The sequence below is a fragment of the Pseudomonas sp. ERMR1:02 genome (genome assembly GCF_002277815.1).
In the GTDB taxonomy this organism is placed as follows: Bacteria; Pseudomonadota; Gammaproteobacteria; order Pseudomonadales; family Pseudomonadaceae; genus Aquipseudomonas.
Map to the genome: position 1 here is coordinate 222,873 of NZ_NKJI01000008.1, position 22,412 is coordinate 245,284.

Sequence of the window (22,412 nt, forward strand, 5' to 3'; positions counted from 1 at the left end):
GAAGGGGCTGTCAGCCAAAGGTAAAGGCGTAAGCCGATGCGCCGGGATCAAGAAACTCGATGCTGAAGGTCCGGTCATCCACACCGCCGTTCTGGCGCACCAATTGATATAAGCGCTGGTCGGTCACCGTGCCGCTGCCATCGGGTGCCACGTCCATGCCGTGGTCATCGCCGGGGGCCTTGCCATCGATCAGCACCTTGAATCGCACCGGTTTTCCGTCCGTGTCGGGGCCAAGCACCAGATGCAGGTCACGGGCGTGGAAGCGATAGACGATGCGGCTGGCTGGCGCGCTAGCAGTGGCTCGCTCGGGACCGACCTTCCACTGACCGTCCAGGCCCCAGTCGTTGAGCGCCAGTTGCGCGGGTGTGCGATAGGCCGACACCTTGTCCGGCACCAGACTGGTTTGCGGTACGAAATTCTCCGCGCGCTGGTAGCCGACATAGGTTTCCGGCGATTGCACTTCGTTGTTGTCCGGCGCCATTTGCACGCCTTCGGCCTTGGCATTGATCAGCCCGTCCGACACCTTGCTGGCACCGGCCTCACGCAGTAGCTGTTGGATGACTCGCTCCGATTCGGCGTATTCGCCTTCGCCAAAGTGGTGATAACGAATGCGCCCCTGGGCGTCGGCAAAATAGTGCGCCGGCCAGTATTCGTTGTTGAATGCGCGCCAGATCTTGAATTCGTTATCGATGGCCACCGGATAGTTGATGCCCAGGTCTTTCATGGCTTTGGTGACGTTGTCGACGTTGCGCTCGAAGGCAAACTCCGGCGCATGCACGCCGATCACCACCAGGCCCTGATCGCGGTATTTCTCGGCCCAGGCTTTTACATAGGGCAGCGACCGCAGGCAGTTGATGCAGGAGTAGGTCCAGAAATCAACCAGCACGACTTTGCCCTTCAGTGCCTGAGCATCGAGCGGTGGTGAGTTGAGCCATTGCACGGCGCCATCCAGCGGCGGCAGGTTACCTTCTACCGGCAAGGCGCCCGGTGTTTTGTCGGCCACTTGCGTCGCGCTTGCGGACGACGGGTTTTGCGCCATCATCGCACCGCTGTTCTGCGGCGACTTGCCGGCCAGTTGCTTCACCAGTGCTTGCTCGATCCCCCCGGTGGATGCCGTGGAAACCCGCGCCAGAATCCCGGTATCCAGACCCAGGGCAATGGCCGCCACACCGGCCAGCATCGCAGCGCCGAGTCCGCGACGCAGCCACTCGCCAGCGCCGATCGAGCGCTTCATCGCGGCGAAAACCTTGCCGCCCAGCAGCAGCGCCACGGCGAGCGAAGTCGCGGCACCGGCGGCATACGCCAGCAGCAACAAGGTGGTTGCGATGCTTGCGCCCTGCAATGCCGCGCCCGTCAACAGCAGACCAAGAATCGGCCCGGCGCAGGGAGCCCACAGCAGGCCCGTGGCGACCCCGATCAAGAATGAAGCGCCGGGACGTGGCCGGGCATCGGCACCCGCCGCCTCGGACAAACGACTCCCCGCCGCGACCAGCGGCCGGGTCAGGCGCTCGGCCAATTGCGGCAGCAGCAGCGTGAGGCCGAACAGTGCCACGAACACCAGCGCGAGCCAGCGCCCATACTGATTGAGTTGCACCACCCAGCCACCGCCTACCGCCGCCAACGTGGCGACCAAAGCGAAGGTCAGCGCCATGCCCGCCAACAACGGCAAACCGCTCTTCACGAACGGTTGGCCGGTGCGGGCGAAGACAAAGGGCAGTACCGGCAAAATGCATGGGCTGACAATCGTCAGCACACCGCCGAGATAAGCGAGGACCAGAAGCCACATAGCGTCGACCTGCAAGAGTGGGTGGAAAAATGCCTGGGATCAAACCGGTTGGAACTTCATCGACAGGCCGTTCATGCAGTAACGCAGCCCGGTCGGTTTGGGGCCGTCATCGAAGACATGGCCCAAATGACCGCCACAGCGCCGACAGTGGACTTCTTCTCGCACCACCCCAAGGAACGGTCCTGACGAGTGGCCACGGCCTTGTCCAGCGGCGCCCAAAAGCTCGGCCAACCGGTACGGCTATCGAACTTGGTCGCCGAGGAAAACAGCGGAGATCACACCCGGCACAAGCGAACGTACCGTCACGGTGCTCGTTGTTCAGCGGGCTGCTGTAAGCCCGTTCGGTGCCCTCTTCGCGCAGGATGTCGTACTGCTCGTCGCTGAGGATGGCGTGCCATTCGCTGTCGCTGTGGGTCACTTCGAACAGTTGGTTTTCCGAAAGCTGGGCCGCGTCGGCAGTGCTGATCAGTACAGAACGCGCAGCGAATTTTGGCAATACGCCAATCGCCAGGGCCGCAACCCCCAGCCCGCCGCTTGCCCAAAGTATTTGTCGTCTTGAGAACATGGTCGTCTCCGAAGTCTTGAGGCCTCTGATGGAACACAGCCTAAGCTTGGGGTGATCGCCAAATCCTCACGAAGAGTTAAATAATTCGTGATAACTCGACGCCTGAAAACACCGCACAATGCCTGTAGGAGCAAGCTTGCTCGCGATGGTCGTTAACGATGACGCGTGCTTACTGACTGAACGCGGCGCCCTTGCGTCCATCGCGAGCGTGCTCGCTCCTACAGGTACAGGGCATTAACCGAAGGAAGAGTGGATGGAACAGAACAAACGCGTTCTCGTGGTCGAGGATGACCTGCATATCGCTGACCTTATCTGCCTGCATCTGCGTGATGAGCAGTTCGAGGTGGTGCACTGCGCCGATGGCAATGAAGGCATGCGTCTGCTGCAGCAAGGAAGCTGGGATGCCCTGATTCTCGATTTGATGCTGCCAGGCGTCGACGGCCTGGAAATCTGCCGCCGCGCCCGCGCCATGGCCCGCTATACACCGATCATCATCACCAGTGCCCGCTCCAGCGAAGTGCACCGGATTCTTGGCCTCGAACTCGGCGCCGACGACTACCTGGCCAAGCCGTTTTCCATGCTCGAACTGGTGGCCCGGGTCAAAGCCCTGCTACGCCGGGTCGATGCCATGGCGCGCAACCTGAAGATGGACGCCGGCAGCCTGAACATCGACGGTCTGGCCATCGACCCGATTACCCGCGAAGCGTCCCTCGACGGTCGGCGCCTGGACCTCACGCCCCGGGAGTTCGACCTGCTGTATTTCTTCGCGCGCCAGCCCGGCAAGGTGTTTTCGCGCATGGACCTGCTCAATGCCGTCTGGGGTTACAGCCACGAAGGCTACGAACACACCGTCAATACCCACATCAATCGCCTGCGCTCGAAAATCGAAACCGATCCGGCGCAACCGGCGCGCATCCTCACGGTCTGGGGGCGCGGCTACAAATTTGCCAGCAGTCAGGAGCCGCAACCATGAGGTTGACCCTCACACAACGCCTGTCGCTGGTGTTCGCCGTGTTGCTGCTGGTGTGCTGCGGCACTTCGGCATGGATGCAGGTGCGTTCCAACCAGATGCATGAACAGGAGGTGGTGCAAGGGTTGTCGCGGGATCTGGCACAACACATCGCCCGCGACACGGTGCTGATGGACACCCAGGGCCTGATGCCCAATGCGGTGCGTGATCTGTTCAGCCAACTGATGTTGGTCAACCCCAGTGTCGAGGTGTACCTGCTGGACACCGAGGGCAAGATTGTCGGCAGCGCCGCGCCTGAAGGTCGAATCCATCGTGAACAGATCGACCTCGCGCCGATCCAGCGCCTGCTCAGGGGCGATGCCCTGCCGATTCTCGGCGACGATCCGCGTAGCGTCGATGCACGCAAGGTGTTCAGCGCTGCGCCGTTGAAAGTCGATGGCAAGCCGGCCGGTTATCTCTACGTGGTGCTGCTCGGTGAGGACCATGACCGCATCGCCGCACGCGGCGCCACCAGTGCCGCGCTCAATACCGCCCTGCTGTCCATCGGGCTGGTGGCGCTGCTTTGCCTGATTGCCGGCCTCACGGCGTTTGCCCTGATCACCCGGCCGTTGCGCCGCCTGACCGAAACCGTCAGCCGCTTCGACATTGACGGCGTCCCGGTCACACCGTCGACAACTGCGCCGGTTGAAAAAGCCGCCAGCCACGATGAAATCGCCATACTCGACGCCACGTTCCGGCAGATGCAGGCGCGCCTCAGTGAGCAGTGGCGCTCGTTGACCCGCCAGGACCAGGAACGCCGCGAGATGGTGGCGAACATTTCCCATGATCTGCGCACGCCACTGGCGTCCTTGCACGGCTATCTGGAAACCCTGTCGCTCAAGGATGCCACGCTGTCCGCCGCCGACCGTCGCCGCTACCTGAGCATCGCGCTGGATCAAAGCCGCAAGGTCGGCGGTCTGGCGCAGTCGTTGCTGGAACTGGTACGGCTGGAACACGGCTTCGTGCAACCGGTGCTGGAGCGCTTTTCCTTGACCGATCTGGCCCAGGACATCTTCCAGAAATTCGAGCTCACCGCCGAGGCGCGTCAGGTCGAACTCAAAGCCACATTTGCCCCCAATGTGTCGGCAGCCTGCGCTGACCTGGGGCTGATCGAGCGAGTGCTGACCAACCTGTTCGACAACGCCCTGCGCCATACACCTCAAGGTGGAGAAGTCGAACTCAGCCTGCGGCCTCAAGGTGCTTTCATCGAAGTCACCGTCAGCGACACCGGCCCCGGCATCGCCCCCGAACTGCGCGAAGGTCTGTTCCTGCGACCGTTCAACATTGGTGGTGCGAGGCGTGATGGCGGGTTGGGGCTGCGAATTGTCCATCGCATTCTGCAACTGCATGGCCGCGAGATTCAGTTGATCGATGTGCCCGGACGTGGCGCGACTTTTCGCTTCTCGCTCGCGGTGGATGAAGCAACTGCCTCGGCATTGGCAGTGCGCTCGATGAACCTGAATACACCAGGGCAAGCCTGATAAACCGCGGCGCGTCCATCGCGAGCAGGCTCACTCCTACAAGGTTCTGTGTCGAACACAAATCAAATGTGGGAGCGGGCTTGCTCGCGAAGAGGCCAGCAGCTTTACATCTTCATCGCCTGACACTCCGCCTTCGCGAGCAAGCCCGCTCCCACATTTGATTCGTGCTCGACGCAGAACCCTGTGTGCGAGCCTGATCGCGATGGACCGACAGGCTAGTCCCGATAACCCGGAGCCACCCGCTCCAGCATTCGCAACAATGCACCCCAAGCCAATTGCATCGCATCCGGATCACTAAACTCGCCGTCATCCAACGATCGTCCAGGGTCATTGAACTGGCGCTCGGTATGCTCACACACCTCTGCCGGCGGCAGCACCAACTCCCCGGCAGCTTGCGCAGCCAACTGAATGTCGCAGGCTTTTTCAAGGTAATACATGCGCATGAACGCCTGACCAACTGTTTCGCCAACCGTCAGCAAACCATGATTGCGCAGCATCAACACCGGCTTGTCGCCCAAGTCCTGCACCAGTCGCTGCTGCTCGCTCATGTCCAGCGCCACGCCTTCATAGTCGTGGTAAGCGACCCGGCCGTAGAACTCCATGGAAATCTGATTCACCGGCAGCAATCCGCACTTCAATGCGGCGATCGCACAACCGGATCTGGTGTGGGTGTGCAGCACGCATTGCGCGTCTTCACGGGCGCCGTGAATCGCACTGTGAATCACAAAACCGGCTGGATTGACCGGGTATGGCGATGGCTCGACCGCCTGGCCATACAGATCAATCTTCACCAGATTGGAAGCAGTAATCTCATCAAACATCAGCCCATAAGGGTTGATCAGGAAGTGATGCTCCGGCCCCGGCAGGCGCACTGAAATGTGGGTGAAGATCAAATCGGTCATGCGAAAGTACGCAACCAGCTGATAACAGGCCGCCAGCTCTTCACGTAAGCGTTGCTCCGTGGGGCTCATGTCCGCGCACCCTCTGGCACCTTGCAGGCATCCAACCCTCGCCCCAACGCCTCCCAGCCGTCGAAGCCCCGGCGAGCGATAAACACCAAGCGTGTTGCGCTGGCCTGGGCCTCATCTGTGGCGGGCAGAAACTGACTGCGGGTGCCGACGTGTTGCAACCAGTGAGCCTTCCCACCTTGAGCCAGTACAACCAGCCCCTTGACCCGAAAAACATCGCTGGGCAGCGCCTGTAACCAGCCACGCAAACGCTCGACATCCAGTGCCGCAGAGCTCTGCCACAGCCAACTGCTGAACATCTCGCTGTGATCGTCCTGCGAAACCCGCGTCATCGGTTTAACCGCCCGATGCTCAACGTCCAGGTCAGTATCCAGCCACAGCGCATCCGGTAACTCTGCCTGCACACTGACCTGCACCCGAGTCCTTTCCCCCAATGCATCACGCAACGCCTGCAACTGTTCGTCGTCGACCAGATCGGTCTTGTTCAACAGCAACAAGTCGGCAGCGGCCACCTGCGCGCGGGCAAGTCGTGCGTATTCACCTTCCAGCTGCAAATGGCGAGTGGCATCGACCACGGTAATCACCATATCCAGTTGCATCTGGCTGCGCAGTTGCGGGTAGGCCAGCGTTTGCACAATGCGCTGCGGGTCCGACACGCCGCTGCACTCGATGACGATGCGTTCCAGTCGCGGCTGCAACTGCGCCAGGCTGCCGAGTTGCGCCAGCAGGTCTTCTTGCACGGTGCAGCAGATGCAACCGTTTTGCAGGCTGTACACCGCGTCGGTGACTTCGGAAACGATGGCCGCATCGATATTCAGTTCACCGAAATCGTTGACGATAACGGCCAGCCGACTGCCTGCGGCGCGGCGCACCATGCGATTGAGCAAGGTGGTTTTACCAGCGCCGAGAAACCCGGAAACCACGGTAACTGCGATCCGTTGTGTGTCCATCAGGCCTTGTTCTCCAGTACCGGTGGCTCACCCTGCCAGACCGCTTTCAGACCGACCGACGCCAGGGTCGAATGACGGTCGTAGACCAACTGTCCCTCAACAAAGGTCAACAGCACGTTAGTGCGATGGATGTAGTCGCGCGCCGGTTCGGCGAACAGGTCGCGGTCGATCACGATCAGGTCTGCCGCCTTGCCGACCTCCAGACTGCCAGTGGTTTTTTCCAGGCCCATGGCCACGGCGCCGTTACTGGTGATCACGCTCAACGCCTGTTCGAGGCTGATCGGGTCACCGAAGCACGCCGGGTCATCGTTCCAGGGATTCTGGCGAGTCACCATGGTTTCCAGCGCCAGCCACGGATCGATGGACGCCACCGGCCAATCGGTGCCCATTACCGCCGTGCCACCCGCTTCCAGCACACCCTTGAAATCGTAGATGCGCTTGAGTCGTTCCTGGCCATAGCCCGAACGCGCGCCACTGGCGAACGGTGTCGGGTACCAGGCGGCCGGGGAAAATTCGGCGATGACGTTCAGTTCCTTGAAGCGCGGCAGGTTGCCCGGATGCAGCAAGGTACTGTGTGCACATTGATGGCGCACGCCACTGAAGCCATTGCGACGACGGGCCTCGGCCACGGCATCGAGGAACACGTCAGACGCACCATCCCCGGTGCAGTGAGCAATCACACGGATGCCTTTGCGATCCATGTCCACCACCATGTCAGTGATGTGTTCCGGGGTCAGGTTGAGCTTGCCGCGCCAGCTCGACTCTTGCGGCCATGGGGTCAGCAGGTACGAAGACTTCGGCTCGACCGTACCGTCGAAGTGGAACTTCACCGCGTTGGCACTCAGGCGCGCACTGCGGTAGTAGTGACGTTCACCTGCCAACAGTTCCCAGCGACGACGCACCGGGAAAATATCGTCCTGCCAACTGATCGCGGCTTCGATCCGCACTGTCAGTTCACCGCTGTCGTCGAGCTCCTTCAACGCTTGCAGACGCTGCTCACAGACGTGCACGTATTTGCTCGCCGTGACGCCGCGTGAACTCTGGAAATGCACACCATCGCGATAAGCACGGCGCAGCACGCTGACCGGGGTGGGTGGCATGGCGGCGTGGATCATCGCGTAGGCGCCGTCGATCATCAGGCCGGTAGGCTCACCAGTCAGTTCGTCACGCTCAAAATATCCGTTGCGCGGGTCAGAGGTGTGACGGTCGATACCGGCAAGTTCCAGGGCCTTGGAGTTGACCATCATGGTGCCCCACATGCGGTCGAGCAGCGCCACGGGGCGATCCGGCATGACGCTGTCGAGCCACGCCCGGCCCGGCGTCAAACCGGCTTCGCGGAAGGTGTAGCGAACCCAGTACTGACCATAGATCCAACCGTCGCCGGGATGGCTGTCGGCATAGGCGAGGATGCTTTCGCGCAGTTGTTCAGGCGTCGGATCTTCGATGCCGACATCGAGATCATCGCTGTAGCGTGGCGCCAGCGCGAGGTCGGGATGCGTGTGCATGTCGTGCAGGCCCGGCATGCAGAACGCGCCTTGCAGATCATGCTCCAGCGTGTTCGGTCCCTTGAACGCCTCAAGCTCGCCGAGGCTTGCGACACCGATCAACTTGCCATCGCGGATCGCCACGGCCTCGGCCCACGGGTTCGCCGGATCCTGGGTGTAGATGCGACCGTTACCGAGGATCAAATCGGCATATGTCCCTTGTGTGGAATGGGTCGAGGAAAAGTTGTCGGACTCAGCCATGTAAGCCACCTTGTGTTCTGGGCAGTAGGAAGGTCCACAGTGCGTTTTGCACTTGAGGGGACCTGAAATTTTTTATTTTTTTAGCAAGCAGTGCGGTTTCGCACCGTGCTTAATCCGTCAGGAAATCCGTGGCATCCAGCTCGATCATCACCGGCTCGTGAGGGGTGCCGAGTTGACTCAGCAGTTCACGCAAGCTGTCCAGATTGCGCGCCCGGTGATGAGCGACGTGGCAACTTTGTGCGAGAGCGGCGAAGTCCGGCGTGAGGATTTCCACACCCAGCAATGGCACCGATCGGGCATTCATGTAATCGCGGATCTCGGCATAGCTGGTGTTGTTCCACAGCAACAGGATCACGCCTGCGCCCGCCTCTTTGGCGGCGATCAGTTCGGCGCTGGAAAACTGCAGGCCACCGTCCCCCACCAACGCCACCACCGGACGTTGCGGTTGGGCGAGTTTGGCGCCGATGGCGGCGGGCAATCCGTAACCGAGGGTTCCGTATCCACTGCCCGCGTTGAACCAGCTGTTGGGCGTCGGTGCCCGGTAGCCCAGGGCGCCCTGATACACAGGTTGGGTCGAATCACCGACGATCAAAGGCTGTGGCAGGGAATCGCGTAGCGTATCGAGCAGCGCCTGAAGGCGGCTTTGCTTCGCGCTCCAGCCAGCGTGTTCAACTGCATTGACTCGGGCCACCCGCTCACTCGCCCACGCTGGATCCGCCTGGCGTTGCGGCAATCGCGCCAGCAGCGCACGCAGGCCTTGTTCGGCATCACCCAGCAAACCGACCGCGGCCGGTTGCACGCTCAGCACTTGCATCGGATCAATGTCGAGACGGATCAATGGAGCCTTGAACGCCAAGGGCCCAAGGCCAAAAAAGTCGTAGTCGGTTTCCCCCAGCTCGGTGCCGACGGCCAGCACCACATCAGCCTCGGCGAACAGTTCGCGACCATGGGCCGACGATTGCACGCCATCGAGCAGCAATGGATGTTCAGGCGTCAGCAAGCCTCGGGCATTAGTGGTCAGCGCGACCGGTGCCTGCAAGCGCTCGGCAAGCAATGTCAGGGCTTCGCTGGAGCGACGTGCACCGCCACCGGCCAGAATCAATGGACGTTGTGCGCCGTTGATCAACGCGACTGCCGCATCGATGGCCTCTGGCGCCGGGGCCGGTGCGGCCGGCAAAGCGCGCGGACGCAAATCCAGGCCATCTGCGGACATTTCCAGCACATCCAGCGGAATCTCGATGTGCACCGGTCGCGGCCGGGTGCAGCCGAACAGGGCAAACGCCCGCGCCAGCAATTCCGGCAACTGGTCCGGGTGCTGCACGGTATGGCTGAAGGCGCAAACCCCGGCGACCATTGCGCGCTGATCGGGCAATTCATGCAGGTGGCCATGGCCCAGGCGCAGGTGTTCGCGACGGTTGCAAGTGGAGATGACCAGCATCGGCACCGAGTCCGCGTAGGCCTGGCCCATCGCGGTGAGAATATTGGTCATGCCCGGACCGGTAATGATGAAGCACACCCCGGGCTTGCCACTGGCGCGGGCATAACCGTCGGCCATGAACCCGGCACCCTGTTCATGACGCGGGCTGACGTGCTTCAGGCGGCTGCCGTGCAAGCCCCGATAAAGCTCGACGGTGTGCACGCCGGGAATGCCAAAGACGTGTTCAACGCCATAGCCTTCCAGCAACTGAACGAGCGCCTGGGCACAACTGGTCATGCAGCACCTCTTGGATGATGAGTCGTTGGCCGCATTGGCCGGTGACACGTCGGGCTAGTATTGTTGAATCAACCGATACAACAATCGATTTTTTTGGCCTGACTGTTCGATTTACATCACCATACGTACCCACATCCACCCCACAGCGGAATGAGTTATGCGCTTTCCCTCGATGACAGCCCTTCGCGCGCTGGACGCGGTCGCACGCCTTGGCAGCGTGTCGGTCGCCGCCCGTGAACTGAACCTGACCCGCAGCGCCATCAGCCACCAAATCAGCAAGCTTGAGGAATGTGTCGGCTTCGCCCTCACCGAACGGATTGGTCGAGGTATCGGCCTGACATATCAAGGCGAACGCTACGCCCGTGAGGTACACGGGATTCTGTTGAACCTGCTCGATGCCGGGCAACTCATCGATGACCAGGAAATCTCCGGTCGCCTGTGCGTCAGTTGTGCGCCGGGATTCGCCACCTATTGGTTGTGCCACCACATCGGCGCATTTTTGCGTCAGTACCCGCAGGTGCAGTTACAGCTGATTTCCCCGCGCACTCCGGACGACACCAACAACCCCAACGTCGATCTGTTCATTGCCTATGGGATCGGTGACTGGCCGGAGATGATTGTTGAAGAGATCGTGGCATTGCGCTTCTTTCCTGTGTGCAGCCCGCGTCTGATCAACGCGCTCAATGGTCTGAAGAGTCCGCAGGAACTCAGCGCTTATCCGCTGCTGCACATGACCGATTACTCAGACTGGCGCGTCTGGCTGACCGCCGCCGGTGCCTCGTCGGTTAACGCGATGAGCGGCATCCTGTTCTCCGATGCCCACTGCGCGCAGTCCGCCTGCATTGCCGGCCAGGGCATCGCGATCGGCGACAACCTGATCAGCGGCGATGCCTTGTCCAAGGGTCTGCTGGTGCGGCCGTTCGACATCACCATCGACCTGCATCGTGGCTATTACCTGGCCGCCGACCCGCAAAAGGCCGAGCGCGCGGTGGTCCAGGCCTTCAGCAACTGGGTCAAGACCCAACTGCAATCGTCCCACCAGACCTGGCAGGACACCCTCTGACACCCCGTAACCTGTAGGAGCGAGCCTGCTCGCGATGCACGCAAGAACACAGCGGGGCATCAGGCTGCCAACGTTAACGTTGACGACCATCGCGAGCAGGCTCGCTCCTACAGGGGGCGGTGATTATTGAGTAATAAAACTCACCAATACCTGCAAAATAATTCCATTGATGTAGCGATATTTTTAACAATAATGAGCCCAAAGCCCATGTCGGATTTGCATCCGTCCTCGATCGTCATGTGGGCAATAAAAAGAGGAACTCGATAGTGTCCAGCCGTTCAGCGATTCAGCTCAGCGCACAAGGTATCAGCCAGTATTACGGTCGTTTCGCGGCGCTGGATAACGTCGACCTTGACGTTCGCCAAGGTGAATTCCTTACCTTGCTGGGCCCTTCCGGCTCGGGCAAAACCACCTTATTGATGATCCTTGCCGGCTTCCTCAGCCCGACCTCGGGCAAGCTGATGGAGCAAGGTGTCGACATCATCAAGCGCCCGGCCGAGCAGCGCAATTTCGGCATGGTGTTCCAGGGTTACGCGCTGTTCCCGCACATGACCGTGGCCGAAAACGTGGCTTACCCGTTGCGCATCCGAAAAATCGCAGCCCAAGAGCGCCAGCGCCGGGTCAAGCACATTCTCGAAGTGGTCGGCCTCGGCGCGCACATGCACAAGAAACCCGCCGAATTGTCGGGCGGTCAGCAACAGCGCGTGGCGATTGCCCGGGCGCTGGTGTTCGAACCGGAACTGCTGTTGCTCGACGAGCCGCTGTCGGCGCTGGACAAGAACTTGCGCGAACAGCTGCAAACCGAGCTGCAACGCATCCACCGTCAGGTCGGCACCAGCTTCGTCTTCGTTACTCACGACCAGAACGAAGCGCTGGCACTGTCGTCGCGCATCGCGATTTTCAACCATGGCAAGCTGACTCAGGTCGATTCCCCGGAAAACATCTACAACCGTCCCGAGAGCCGTTTCGTCGCCGAATTCCTTGGCAAGATGAACCTGTTCCCGCTGGCCGACCTGTCCCGCAATGGCCCGACCGCCAGCGGCCGCTGCGGTACCAGCGTTCTGCACGCCCTCGCCCCGTCACCTTTGGGCAAAGAATCCATCGTGCTGGCCGTGCGTCCCGAGCACATGCAATTGCACAGCGAGTGCCCGACCACGGAGGGCTACAACGTGATGCCTGCGCAACTCACCGACAAGGTCTACCAAGGCTCAAGCACCCATCTGGCGCTCAAGGTCGGGGGCGATACCTTGCCGATCAACCTGTCCGTGCCCGGCAATCACCCCGGCGCCTTGATGCCCAGCGGAGCGCCGGTGTGGCTGAGCTGGCCGGTACAGCAAAGCTTCCTGCTACAGGCCTGAAGCCGCAAAAACCTGCATCACAAAGCACTCTTCCAATGACAACAATAAAGGTCGGTGTCCGCCGCGACGCCCGCCGAACGAGGACTTGCCCATGCGCCAGGATCACCAACAAGACTGCATCGAAGTGCTTATCGAAAAGGCCCGTGACGGTCAGATCAACCGCCGCACTTTCATTCAGGCCATGGGCTTGCTGGCCGCAGTGCCGCTGGCGCTACGCAGCGGCATCAGCTGGTCGGCCGACAAGCCGCTGGTGGTGGTCAACTGGGGTGGCGATGCCCTGAACGCGTTCCGTTCGGCGTGGACTGACACGTTCACCAAGAACACCGGCATTCAAGTGCGCATCGACGGCGCGGGCCCCACCGAAGGCGCAATCCGCTCCCAGCTGGCCAGCGGTCAGCCGAGCTGGGACGTGGTCGACGTCGAGAGCTACAGCGCCCTCGTGCTAGGCCGCGAAAAAATCCTGCAACCGCTGGACTACAACGTGATCAAGCGCGATCAGGTCGCCCCGGCACTTGCCTCCGATTTCGGTATCGCCAGCTATCAGTTCAGCTACGTGATGGCCTGGGACAGCGCCAAGTTCGGCGACAACGGACCGAAAACCTGGGCTGATTTCTGGGACGTGAAGAAATTCCCCGGCAAGCGCACGTTGTACAAATGGATGAACGGAATGCTCGAAGCGGCGTTGCTGGCCGACGGCGTTCCGGCCGATCAGCTGTACCCGCTGGACGTGCCACGGGCGATGAAAAAAATCGACGAGATCAAACCCCACGTACTGTCGTTCTGGAGTTCGGGGGCCGAGAGCCAGCAACTGATGGTCGACGGCGAAGTCTCGGTGGGTGCGATCTGGCACACCCGCGCCAAGCTGCTCAGCGAAGACACCGACAACCGCGTGCGCTGGAGCTTCGACAACGGCTTCATCAACTCCAGCAGCTGGGCGGTACTGTCGGGCAATCCGGCCGGCACGCAACCTGCCATGCAGTTCATTGCGCATGCGTTTGAGCCTGAAAGCCAGCTCAAACTGTTCGAACTGCTGGGCAACGGCCCGTCAAACAGTGCCACCGAGAAACTGATGTCGCCTGAGCAACTGCAAGCCAACTGCGGCTCCGAAGCGAACCTGAAAAAACAGATCGCCCTCAATGCCCAGTGGTACGCCGACAACTATTCCAAAGCCCTGGAAGAGTATCTGACGCGGCTGTCCAAGTGAGCCATCGATCATGACCATGACAATGACTTCCACACTGGGCATGCCCAAATCCCGGTTCAGCTCGCCGGGACTGGAGCGCGGTTTGTTGCTGTTCCCGTTGCCTGTGTTGCTGCTGATTTTTTACGTGCTGCCGTTTCTCGGCGTGGTCGGCTGGAGCTTCACGCTGCCGACGCCCGGCATCGAACAATACCAGCGCATCGCCACCGATCCGGCGATTCTCGAGATGCTCTGGCGCACCTTGCGCTTGTGCCTGACCGTCAGTTGCCTGGCCTTGGTGATTGGCTATCTGCTGGCGTATTGCTGGATATTCAGCCCGCCGTTCTGGCAACGGGTGGTGGAGATCTGCATCTTCATTCCATTCTGGATTTCGGTGCTGGTGCGGGCCTTCGGCTGGCTGATCGCCCTGCGCAGCAACGGCGTGCTCAATAACGGCTTGATGGGCATGGGCCTGATCGACCAACCGCTGCAGCTGAGCCGCAATGAAATCGGCGTGGTCATCGGCATGCTTCACGTGATGATCCCGTACGCGGTGTTCCCGCTGCTGTCGACCATGCGCCAACTGGATCAGCGCGTGCTGATGGCCTCGCGCGGCCTGGGTGCCGGAGCCTTGCGTACCTTCTGGCAAGTGCTGCTGCCGCAGACCCTGCCGGGCATGCTCGGTGCCTTCATCATGGTCTTCGTGTTCTGCCTGGGCTTCTTCATCACCCCGGTGCTGTTGGGTGGCGGGCAAACGGTGATGATCGCCGAATACGTGTTCCTGCAAATGTTCCAGACCAGCAACTGGGGCTTGGGGGCTGCACTGAGCGTGGTGTTACTGGCACTGGTGAGTGCGCTGATCTGGGTGCTACTGAAAATGACCCGCGTGAACCGACTGGTAGGCTGAGACAACTATGAATACTCATCGCACAAGTCTGAGCACCCGGCTGCTGGCCGTGGTCGCCATGGCCTTCATGCTGTTCCCGCTGCTGACGGTCATTCCGGTGTCGTTCACCAGCAAGCGCTTCCTGTCGATGCCGGAAGGCAACTGGTCGCTGCGTCACTACGAGGCACTGGTCAGTAACCCTGACTGGTTCCATGCGATCAGCCAGAGCCTGACCATCGCCTTCGCCACCAGCATCATCGCGACCTTGCTGGCCGCCAGTTTCAGCCTCGGCATCTGGTACATGCGCTCAAAACTGGCCACGGCGCTGATCGGCCTGGTGCTGTTGCCGATGGCGATTCCACCGGTGATTTCCGCGCTGGTGCTGTATTTCATGGAAACCAAACTTGGCCGCTTCGCGCCGGGCATGGGTTACGACACCCTGACCGGAGTGGTCATTGCCCACGTGATCATGGTTGTGCCGTATGGCGTGGTGACCATGTTGGTTGCCCTCAGCCAGATTGACAGGCGCATTGAACTGGCCTCGCGCAACCTCGGCGCCAGCCTGATGCAGACCACGTTCATGGTGATCCTGCCGAACCTGAAACTGGGCCTGGCCTCCACCGCGCTATTGGGTTTTGCCCTGTCGTGGGAAGAGGTTGCGGTGACGCTGTTTATCACCAGCGTCAATGTCGACACCCTGCCGAAACGTATCTGGAGCGGCCTGCGCGATAACGTCGACCCAAGCGTTGCGGCCATTTCGGTGCTGTTGATCTCGCTGACGCTGCTGGTGTTGATCGGGCGGCTGGTGGTTCAGCATCTTGCCGACAAACGGGCACAGAAGTTGTTGCATCCGTAAGCGCATGTCTAATCCTGTAGGAGCGAGGCTTGCCCGCGAAGGCATCCTTGAGATCGCCTTCGCGGGCAAGCCTCGCTCCTACAGTGACGTGCGCTGATTGATTTTGCCCATCTGCCCGCTGACCCGTGACAACACCGCCCCGGTCCAATAGATTAGTCGGCCTGAAAAAGCCCCCAAGCTTTCTCACCTCTATTCAAGCTAAAAGAAGTAGTGAAATTTCAATGTCAGATTCCAACACCGCTGAATCCGTAGTCACCTTGTCGTCCAAAGCGGAATACGAAAACTCCATCAATCTTTCACAACACGTGTCCCAGGCGAAGACCATCAGCGAGATGGTGCTGGATGCTTTCCAGTCCAGCCGCGAAAGCGACCAGATCCGCGAGCTGCGCAACGCGATTCGCCAGGCACACGACAGCTTCGACGACGACCAGGCCTATGAACTGATGGGCCAGCTCAAGCAACTCAAGGATGCCGAGGCAGCCGATATTGCCGCCCTGGAAGACCTGAGCAGCAAGTTCCCGATCAGCCGCATACTCTCCAGTTTCAAGGATGACCCGGCGTTTCAGGAAATCGTCTACGGCCTGGCGCTGAAGGTGTTGAACCAGACGCACCAGGCGATCAGCAACCCAAGCAGTGGCAAGAGCAAGGTCGCACGGGCCAAGAAAGAAGCCGAAGTGTTCACCATCAGCAAGGACGGCATCAGCGTCACCCTGCCGCTGCGCACTCCGCGTTCGCGTCTGAATGTTGACCGTGAGGCACTGGAATTCCTCGGTTTCACTTTCGTTGGCGACGGCGAAGAGGCAGAGCTGGAAAGCGAGACCTTCCTGGACAACACCGGGGCCGAACAAGCCGCCAACCGCAAGAACATCATCACCGCACTGCAACAGCAGACCGCGTTCGACGGCTATAGCATCGCGGCGCAGTAACACCCGCCAGCGCATTTCCCGCCGCTGCCCCAGAGCCCCGCCATGCGTAATGCTGTTCACTTATTGGGCTTTATGGGGGGGAATATCCGTTGCTGCGGTAACGGCGGCTAATGGTTTCGCTTTTACAGCGGGTCACATGGAAAAACGGAACGCCGCCCGGCCCTAAGTAACCAAGGGCTCTTGCCCCACCACTCGGTGCCTCGCTGTGGCTCGGCATGCCCTCACTCCGGCATTGCTCCGTGGGCCGCCGCGATGGGCCATCCTTGGCCCAGCGCGGCTAAACCGGCGTCCTGCCGGTTTACCCACGGAGCAATGCCTGCGTTCGGCCATCGTGGTTTAACGGGGCGCCTGGATCAAAAGCCAAGCGAGGCGGCCTGACAGCCGACCTGAATTCGAATGAACGCATTCCCCCTGTAGGAGCGATGCTTGCTCGCGATGGACGTCAACGAAAACGCGCCCTGTCTGGATGATTGCGTTGTCTGGACGTTTTTCGCGAGCAAGCATCGCTCCTACAGGGGATCGAGTACATCCGCAAAATCAGGTCGGCTGTCAGGCCGCCTCGCGCGCTTTTGATCTGGCTTTTGATCTTCTTGCCCCCTCACGCCCTGAGCCTGTCCGTCAACCTGTGACTACCTCCATCGGCGCCTCTACCAACGTTGATCCGCGCCGCGTTAAAGCCTGCAAGTAAGCCATTACGCCCCAGAGCGGGGCTTTTTATTGCCCGTGATTCGGGCAAATCCGCGATTACTCTTCCAGTATCGACAGCAGTAGCTCCCTTCCCTTAACCCCACCAGCACCACGGGTCCGCCCGCTCTGATCAAGGTCGTGGAGCGTCATCTCACTTTCCAGCCCAAGACCTCAGTGGTGCGACTGCTGAGGTCATCATGAACACGACCCCTTTATACCGTCAGCTGGCGAACCATTACCTGAACGCCATCCGCAGCGGCACCCTGAAAACCGGGGAACGATTTCCCTCGATCCGGCTGATGATGGAGAAACACGCGGTCAGTCTGTCAACCGCGGTGCAGGTCTGCCGGGAGCTCGAAGACTATGGCGTACTGGAAGCGCGACCACGCTCCGGCAACTACATTCGCCAGCCCGACACACCGGCCAGGCCCGCCCCGATCAACCCGCCCGCGCCACTCGATACGGGTGTGTACGTTGGCATTCACGAACAGGTGTCCTCGGTGCTCAAGGCTAGTCAGCGGGCGACGATCAAGGTCAACTTCGCCAGTGCGTACTGCGCGCCACAGCTTTATCCGCTCAAGACCCTGCAGGACAACATGATCAAGGCGCTGCGCCAGAATCACCATTTGTTCGGTACCACGGGTTCGACCGCTGGCAACATCGCGTTGCGCAATATCCTTGCCCGCCGGGCGCTGACCGCCAAGACCCACCTGACCGCCGAACGCATCGTGATCACCAACGGGGCGACCGAAGCCATCAACCTGGCGTTGCGCGCGGTCACCAGTCCAGGCGATACCGTGGCCGTGGAATCGCCAACCTTTTACGGTCTGCTGCAAATCCTCGAAAGCCTGAACCTGCGGGTGCTGGAAGTCCCGGCCTCGACCCGCAGCGGGATCAACCTGCTGGCCCTCGAACAATTGTTACAAGGCCCCGAACGGATCAAGGCACTGATCGTCATTCCCAACTTGCATAACCCCTTGGGCAGCATCATGCCCGACGCTAACAAGGCGCGATTGGTGCAACTGTGTGCCGAGCACGACACCGTGCTGATCGAAGACGACACCTATGGCGACCTGGTGGACACCGAGCAGCCGTTGTCCACGCTCAAGCATTGGGACCGCAACGACAACCTGATCTATTGCGCCTCGCTAAACAAAACCCTGGCACCGGGCATGCGTCTGGGCTGGATCAGTGCGGGCAAATGGCACGACCGTGTGGAAATGCTCAAGCACACTCAATCCCGTGGTTGCGAAGCGTTGTCGCAATTGGCGGTGAGTGCGTTCATGGGGACACCGTCCTACGAACGTTACCTGCGTCGCTTGCGTATCACCCTCACGCAACAGCGCGTGCAAATGAGCGCGGGGATCCTGCGCTATTTTCCTGAGGGTACGCGCGTGACCAATCCGCAGGGCGGGACGTTGCTGTGGGTGGAATTGCCCCGTGAACATTCATCCATGGCGTTGTTCCACGCGGCTTTGAATGTCGGCATCCAGATTTCCCCTGGCGGGATCTTTTCCAATGACAAGCGGTTCGATCACTTTGTGCGAATTGGGTGTGGCACGCCGTATTCGCCGAAGATTGATGAGGCCCTGCAGACGCTTGGACGACTCCTGAACCTGTAGGAGCGAGCATGCTCGCGATGGACGTTAACGATAACGCTGGCAGCCTGACGCCCCGTGGTGTTCTGTCGTCCATCGTCGGAACGCCGCCCGGAGCATGCACGCTCCTACAGGGGTAGGTCACCTTGGGGGTTGGTGCAGGCAGATGATGTGCGGATCGTCGTTCCAGTGCGCGAAGCGCTCGGCGATCAGCGGGTCGTGGCCGGGGATGACGTGGTCTTCGCTGTCGGCCAGACGGTCGATTTCGATGAACGCTTCAAGGGTTTGTGACAGGTCGTCCAAAATCGGAAACGGGCTGCGCTGACGAATGTTGACCCACAGGTGCGCGGCGTCTGAAGCCAGCACGATCCAGCCCCGCTCGGTATTGACACGCACCACCTGGCTACCGGGCGTATGCCCGCCCACCGCATGCAGCGTGACACCGGGCAGCACTTGGGCCGTGCCACGGTGCAAGCGCATGCGCCCTTCGAACAGCGGCGGCAGCGCAGACATCACGTCCTCGACCTCGTAGGTTTTATTCACCGTACGATGGGCCATTTTCGGCCCGGTGCAGAAGCGCAATTCCGCTTCCTGCAAATGCACCGTCGCCTTCGGAAACAGCCCCAGGTTGCCGGCATGATCCCAGTGCAAATGGGTAAGGATCAGTTGCTCGACTTGCGCAGGATCAATGTCCAGTTGCCGCAGGGATTCTTCCGGCAGGCGATACATCTGACGGTTGCGCCGATCCGCCGTGGCCGGTTGAAAACAGGTATCGACCACAATCACCGATTGCTCGTTACGAATCACCCAGAAGTAGTAGTCCAGCGGCATCGGCGCATTCGGATCACCGCAGCAGGCGTCGTAAAGAAAATTCTCCCGGGCGGTGCGCTGAGCGTTTGCGCCGACACGGATGGCGAACACTTCGTACACAGGAATTGACATGCATACCTCCGGATTCAGGCCGCTGCGCTGGCTTTCAAGGTCGGACGAAAATCGAAATCGATCTGCTCGCTGATGCCCAGATCCTGTGCCAGACGATGCAGGCCACTGTAGTCGCGCATGATCGTCGCGTTCTTGTTGCTTTCACGGGTGTCGGCAATGATCAGTGCTGCCTCCGCAACCCCGAGCTGCGACAGAATCGCCTCCCACATTGAGTAGTCCTGAGCGATAAAAGCACTCAGTGCCACCGACAAGTTGCGCGCGAAAAATTCCCGCTGCACAGGCTGCATGTTGGCGTACATGACCTTCGCCACCTCGGCCAGCACTTTGCTGTGGGCGTATTCGTCGCGGTTATGCAGTTCAGCCACGCGACGGTTTTGCGGCTGGATGCTCTGATCATCCGCCAACAGGTCCAGATAAGCGTTGACGCTGATCTCGGCCACCACCGCAAAGGTGATCGCCGCCAGGTCTTTCTGCCATTGCTCGACCAGTGTTTCACGCAAGGCAAGCAGTCGCAGATAAGTGACTGACGGCGGCAGGTCCAGATCCTGATCGAGGGCGCGCTCAAGTTTGGTCCGCTCGATGGCCCGCAGATGCATCAGCGTGTGGTAGTGCTCGTCGATCAATGTCTGCTGCATCGCCTCGCGAAAATGCCAGTCGTCCTTGCCCAGGTACTGATTGGCAATGACGCTCAACGCCGGGTTGACCACGTGTTCTTCTGCGGTCACGGTGCGCAGGTTGTAGCCGATCCAGCCCCAGGTCACCACGCTGCTCTTGAGCTCATCGCTCAAGGCCTGGAATTTGGGGTGGTGAAAGAACGGCACCATGCACTCCGGGTAGTCCGGGCGCGCAGGGTCGAACACTTCGTCGACCGATGCCTTGTCCGGCGAACAGACCGTCGCCCGTTTGGTCCAGGCCTGATTGAGCCGCACGATCAGTTGATGATCGACCTTGGCGATCTCGATTGCTGTTTGCATGACGCGATACCTGTAGGACGCGTACCCGCTGACGGGTACGACGATGGAATAAAAAGTGACGGAAAAATCAGGCCAGCCAGTAGCGGGTCAGGTTGCGCGCCGGGTCAGTGTATCGACTGCGGGCGTGAATCATCCGCCAGTTGTCCCAAATCAGCAGGCAGCCATCGGGAATCAGCACCGGAACGTTGTGCTCGACGAAGTACGCTTCGCCGAGCATGGCAAACCTGGCCAGCGGTGAGGTGCTGTTTGCGACTTGGGACTGCTGCAAGGCTTCCTTTGACGGGTTCACGTCGCCGTAGTGAAACTGGTTGTAGCTGAAGCGGAAAATGTCACCGTCCTCAGTCGGCGTCAGGATGTACTCCTTGACCCGGCGTTGGCCGGGCTCGCCGGGTTTGGCAGTGGCGACAAATTCCACGGGTGTGTCATCCAGCCATTCGCGCAGTTCAGGCTCGGATCGCTCAAGGGACTGCAAAAACTCATAGCCGTCCACCAACCCTGTGTGCCCGCCACCGCAGGTTGCCTGTCGATGGCAATGCAGTGCCAGGTAACGCGGCGGCGGGCCATACACCGGTGCTTCGGTGTGCGGACCGATACCGTTCATGCTCTGGGAGTACGGCAAGTCTTCGTAGCCTGGCTTGCGGGTAATGGCAAAAGCAGTCTGCCCGTTGAATTGCGGAATGATCGGGCCGAATTCATGCAATGTACCTACAACGTCATGGGCGAATTCGCCGGGGGTCAGCACCGTCCAGCCGCGACTCGACAATTCTTCATGGCGATGACCCAACGAAACATAAGGTTTAGACGCAACAATCCCTTGATCTGACATGGTGAGATTCCTGGCGGTTTATCAGGCGTTGACGGTTGAGGTGTAAGCGGCGATCAACTCGCGGCAAGCGGTGCCCGGTCGGTAGTGCTGCTCGTCGATGCTCTGCACGGGGGTGATTTCGGCAGCGGTGCCCGTCAGAAAACACTCGTCGAAGTCGCCCAGCTGCGTAGGCAAAATCGTGGTTTCGATCACCTGGTAATCCAGGGCCCTGGCCAGTTCGATCACGGTCTGACGGGTAATGCCGTTGAGGAAACAATCCGGCACCGGCGTGTACAACGTTCGACCCTTGACGAAGAACACATTGGCACTGGTGGCTTCGGCGACATGGCCGCGCCAGTCGAGCATCAAGGCGTCGTGGTATCCGTTGTTTTCCGCGTCGTGCTTGCTCAGCGTGGCGATCTGATAATGCCCTGACGCCTTGGCTTCGAAGGGGCTGCTGCTCGGTGGCGGACGGCGCCACGTAGCGGTCTTCAAGCGAATGCCGGCCATGCGCGCCGCCGGGTCGAAATAGCTCGGCCATTGCCAGCAGGCAATCGCCACATGCACGCGATTGAAACGCGCCGAAGTGGAAATCATCTCACTGCCGCGCCAGGCCACCGGCCGCAGATACCCCTCGACCACCTGATTGCGTTGCAGCAATTCATGGCTGGCCGCTTCCAGTTCGGCGGGTTCAAACGGGATGGCAAAATCCATCAGCTGCGCCGAGCGATACAGCCGTTCGGTGTGCTCGCGCAGCTTGAAGACCTTGCCGTTGTACACGCGCTCCCCTTCATACACGGTGCTCGCGTAATGCAAGCCGTGGGTCAGTACATGCAGGCGCGCCTGGGACCACTCGACGAACTCGCCGTCGAGCCAGATCAATCCTTCGCGTTGATCAAACGGGATACCGCTCATGTCC

At 60.4% G+C, this 22,412-nt stretch carries 18 protein-coding genes and 1 pseudogene; 9 read left to right on the top strand and 10 right to left on the bottom strand.

The genetic code is table 11. The features are described from left to right. Nucleotides 1-10 precede the first annotated feature (10 nt). Nucleotides 11-1,786: a cytochrome c biogenesis protein DipZ gene (locus CES87_RS17020; protein ID WP_128607046.1), complete on the bottom strand. Its 1,776-nt coding sequence runs from the start codon at nt 1,784-1,786 to the stop codon at nt 11-13. A gap of 39 nt (nt 1,787-1,825) precedes the next feature. Then, nucleotides 1,826-2,351 (bottom strand): annotated as a pseudogene (msrB, locus tag CES87_RS17025) (peptide-methionine (R)-S-oxide reductase MsrB). 253 nt (nt 2,352-2,604) lie between these two features. Between msrB and CES87_RS17030 the strand changes: the two are divergent. Beyond that, nucleotides 2,605-3,324: a response regulator transcription factor gene (locus CES87_RS17030; RefSeq protein ID WP_128607047.1), complete on the top strand. Its 720-nt coding sequence runs from the start codon at nt 2,605-2,607 to the stop codon at nt 3,322-3,324. Continuing rightward, nucleotides 3,321-4,841 (top strand): HAMP domain-containing sensor histidine kinase, encoded by a 1,521-nt coding sequence (locus CES87_RS17035; protein WP_128607048.1) that lies wholly within the window; start codon nt 3,321-3,323, stop codon nt 4,839-4,841. Before CES87_RS17030 ends, CES87_RS17035 begins: the two co-directional genes overlap by 4 nt. 215 nt (nt 4,842-5,056) lie before the next feature. Here the strand turns inward: CES87_RS17035 and CES87_RS17040 are convergent, their stop codons facing one another. The 4 genes from CES87_RS17040 to CES87_RS17055 all read right to left on the bottom strand — a co-directional run bounded on the left by CES87_RS17040 (nt 5,057) and on the right by CES87_RS17055 (nt 10,218). Then, on the bottom strand, nt 5,057-5,812 hold the full coding sequence (locus CES87_RS17040; RefSeq protein WP_128607049.1) for a class II aldolase/adducin family protein: 756 nt from the start codon (nt 5,810-5,812) through the stop codon (nt 5,057-5,059). Beyond that, nucleotides 5,809-6,759, bottom strand: a complete 951-nt coding sequence (locus CES87_RS17045; protein WP_128607050.1) for a GTP-binding protein — start codon at nt 6,757-6,759, stop codon at nt 5,809-5,811. Before CES87_RS17045 ends, CES87_RS17040 begins: the two co-directional genes overlap by 4 nt. After that, nucleotides 6,759-8,504 (bottom strand): amidohydrolase, encoded by a 1,746-nt coding sequence (locus tag CES87_RS17050; protein ID WP_128607051.1) that lies wholly within the window; start codon nt 8,502-8,504, stop codon nt 6,759-6,761. The genes CES87_RS17045 and CES87_RS17050 overlap by 1 nt, the downstream gene beginning before the upstream one ends. Before the next feature lie 109 nt (nt 8,505-8,613). Further along, nucleotides 8,614-10,218, bottom strand: a complete 1,605-nt coding sequence (locus CES87_RS17055) for a 5-guanidino-2-oxopentanoate decarboxylase (RefSeq protein WP_128607052.1) — start codon at nt 10,216-10,218, stop codon at nt 8,614-8,616. 157 nt (nt 10,219-10,375) lie between these two features. Between CES87_RS17055 and CES87_RS17060 the strand changes: the two genes are divergently transcribed. The 7 genes from CES87_RS17060 (at nt 10,376) to CES87_RS17095 (ending at nt 18,796) form a co-directional block, all read left to right on the top strand. Continuing rightward, nucleotides 10,376-11,281: a LysR substrate-binding domain-containing protein gene (locus CES87_RS17060; RefSeq protein ID WP_128607053.1), complete on the top strand. Its 906-nt coding sequence runs from the start codon at nt 10,376-10,378 to the stop codon at nt 11,279-11,281. Between the two features lie 266 nt (nt 11,282-11,547). Beyond that, nucleotides 11,548-12,639, top strand: a complete 1,092-nt coding sequence (locus CES87_RS17065) for an ABC transporter ATP-binding protein (RefSeq protein ID WP_128607054.1) — start codon at nt 11,548-11,550, stop codon at nt 12,637-12,639. Between the two features lie 91 nt (nt 12,640-12,730). Further along, nucleotides 12,731-13,843: an ABC transporter substrate-binding protein gene (locus CES87_RS17070; RefSeq protein ID WP_128607055.1), complete on the top strand. Its 1,113-nt coding sequence runs from the start codon at nt 12,731-12,733 to the stop codon at nt 13,841-13,843. A gap of 10 nt (nt 13,844-13,853) precedes the next feature. Beyond that, nucleotides 13,854-14,726 carry an ABC transporter permease gene (locus CES87_RS17075; protein WP_128607056.1) on the top strand — a complete coding sequence of 291 codons (873 nt, stop codon included), beginning with the start codon at nt 13,854-13,856 and terminating at the stop codon, nt 14,724-14,726. A gap of 7 nt (nt 14,727-14,733) precedes the next feature. Further along, the gene (locus tag CES87_RS17080) at nt 14,734-15,561 is read left to right on the top strand and encodes an ABC transporter permease (RefSeq protein ID WP_128607057.1); all 828 of its coding nucleotides are present in this window, start codon (nt 14,734-14,736) and stop codon (nt 15,559-15,561) included. A gap of 221 nt (nt 15,562-15,782) precedes the next feature. Then, entirely contained in the window at nt 15,783-16,487 is a 705-nt protein-coding gene (locus CES87_RS17085) for a hypothetical protein (RefSeq protein ID WP_128607058.1), read from the top strand. Nucleotides 16,488-17,371: 884 nt separating this feature from the next. After that, complete coding sequence (locus CES87_RS17095; protein ID WP_128607059.1) at nt 17,372-18,796, top strand: PLP-dependent aminotransferase family protein; 1,425 nt, start codon at nt 17,372-17,374, stop codon at nt 18,794-18,796. Between the two features lie 117 nt (nt 18,797-18,913). Here CES87_RS17095 and CES87_RS17100 read toward each other — a convergent pair whose 3' ends face one another. The 4 genes from CES87_RS17100 to CES87_RS17115 all read right to left on the bottom strand — a co-directional run bounded on the left by CES87_RS17100 (nt 18,914) and on the right by CES87_RS17115 (nt 22,408). Continuing rightward, complete coding sequence (locus CES87_RS17100; RefSeq protein WP_128607060.1) at nt 18,914-19,714, bottom strand: N-acyl homoserine lactonase family protein; 801 nt, start codon at nt 19,712-19,714, stop codon at nt 18,914-18,916. Nucleotides 19,715-19,728: 14 nt separating this feature from the next. Further along, nucleotides 19,729-20,688 carry a diiron oxygenase gene (locus CES87_RS17105; protein WP_128607061.1) on the bottom strand — a complete coding sequence of 320 codons (960 nt, stop codon included), beginning with the start codon at nt 20,686-20,688 and terminating at the stop codon, nt 19,729-19,731. 67 nt (nt 20,689-20,755) lie between these two features. After that, nucleotides 20,756-21,514 (bottom strand): TauD/TfdA family dioxygenase, encoded by a 759-nt coding sequence (locus CES87_RS17110; protein WP_128607062.1) that lies wholly within the window; start codon nt 21,512-21,514, stop codon nt 20,756-20,758. A gap of 21 nt (nt 21,515-21,535) precedes the next feature. Then, nucleotides 21,536-22,408: a branched-chain amino acid aminotransferase gene (locus CES87_RS17115; RefSeq protein WP_128607063.1), complete on the bottom strand. Its 873-nt coding sequence runs from the start codon at nt 22,406-22,408 to the stop codon at nt 21,536-21,538. Nucleotides 22,409-22,412 lie beyond the last annotated feature (4 nt).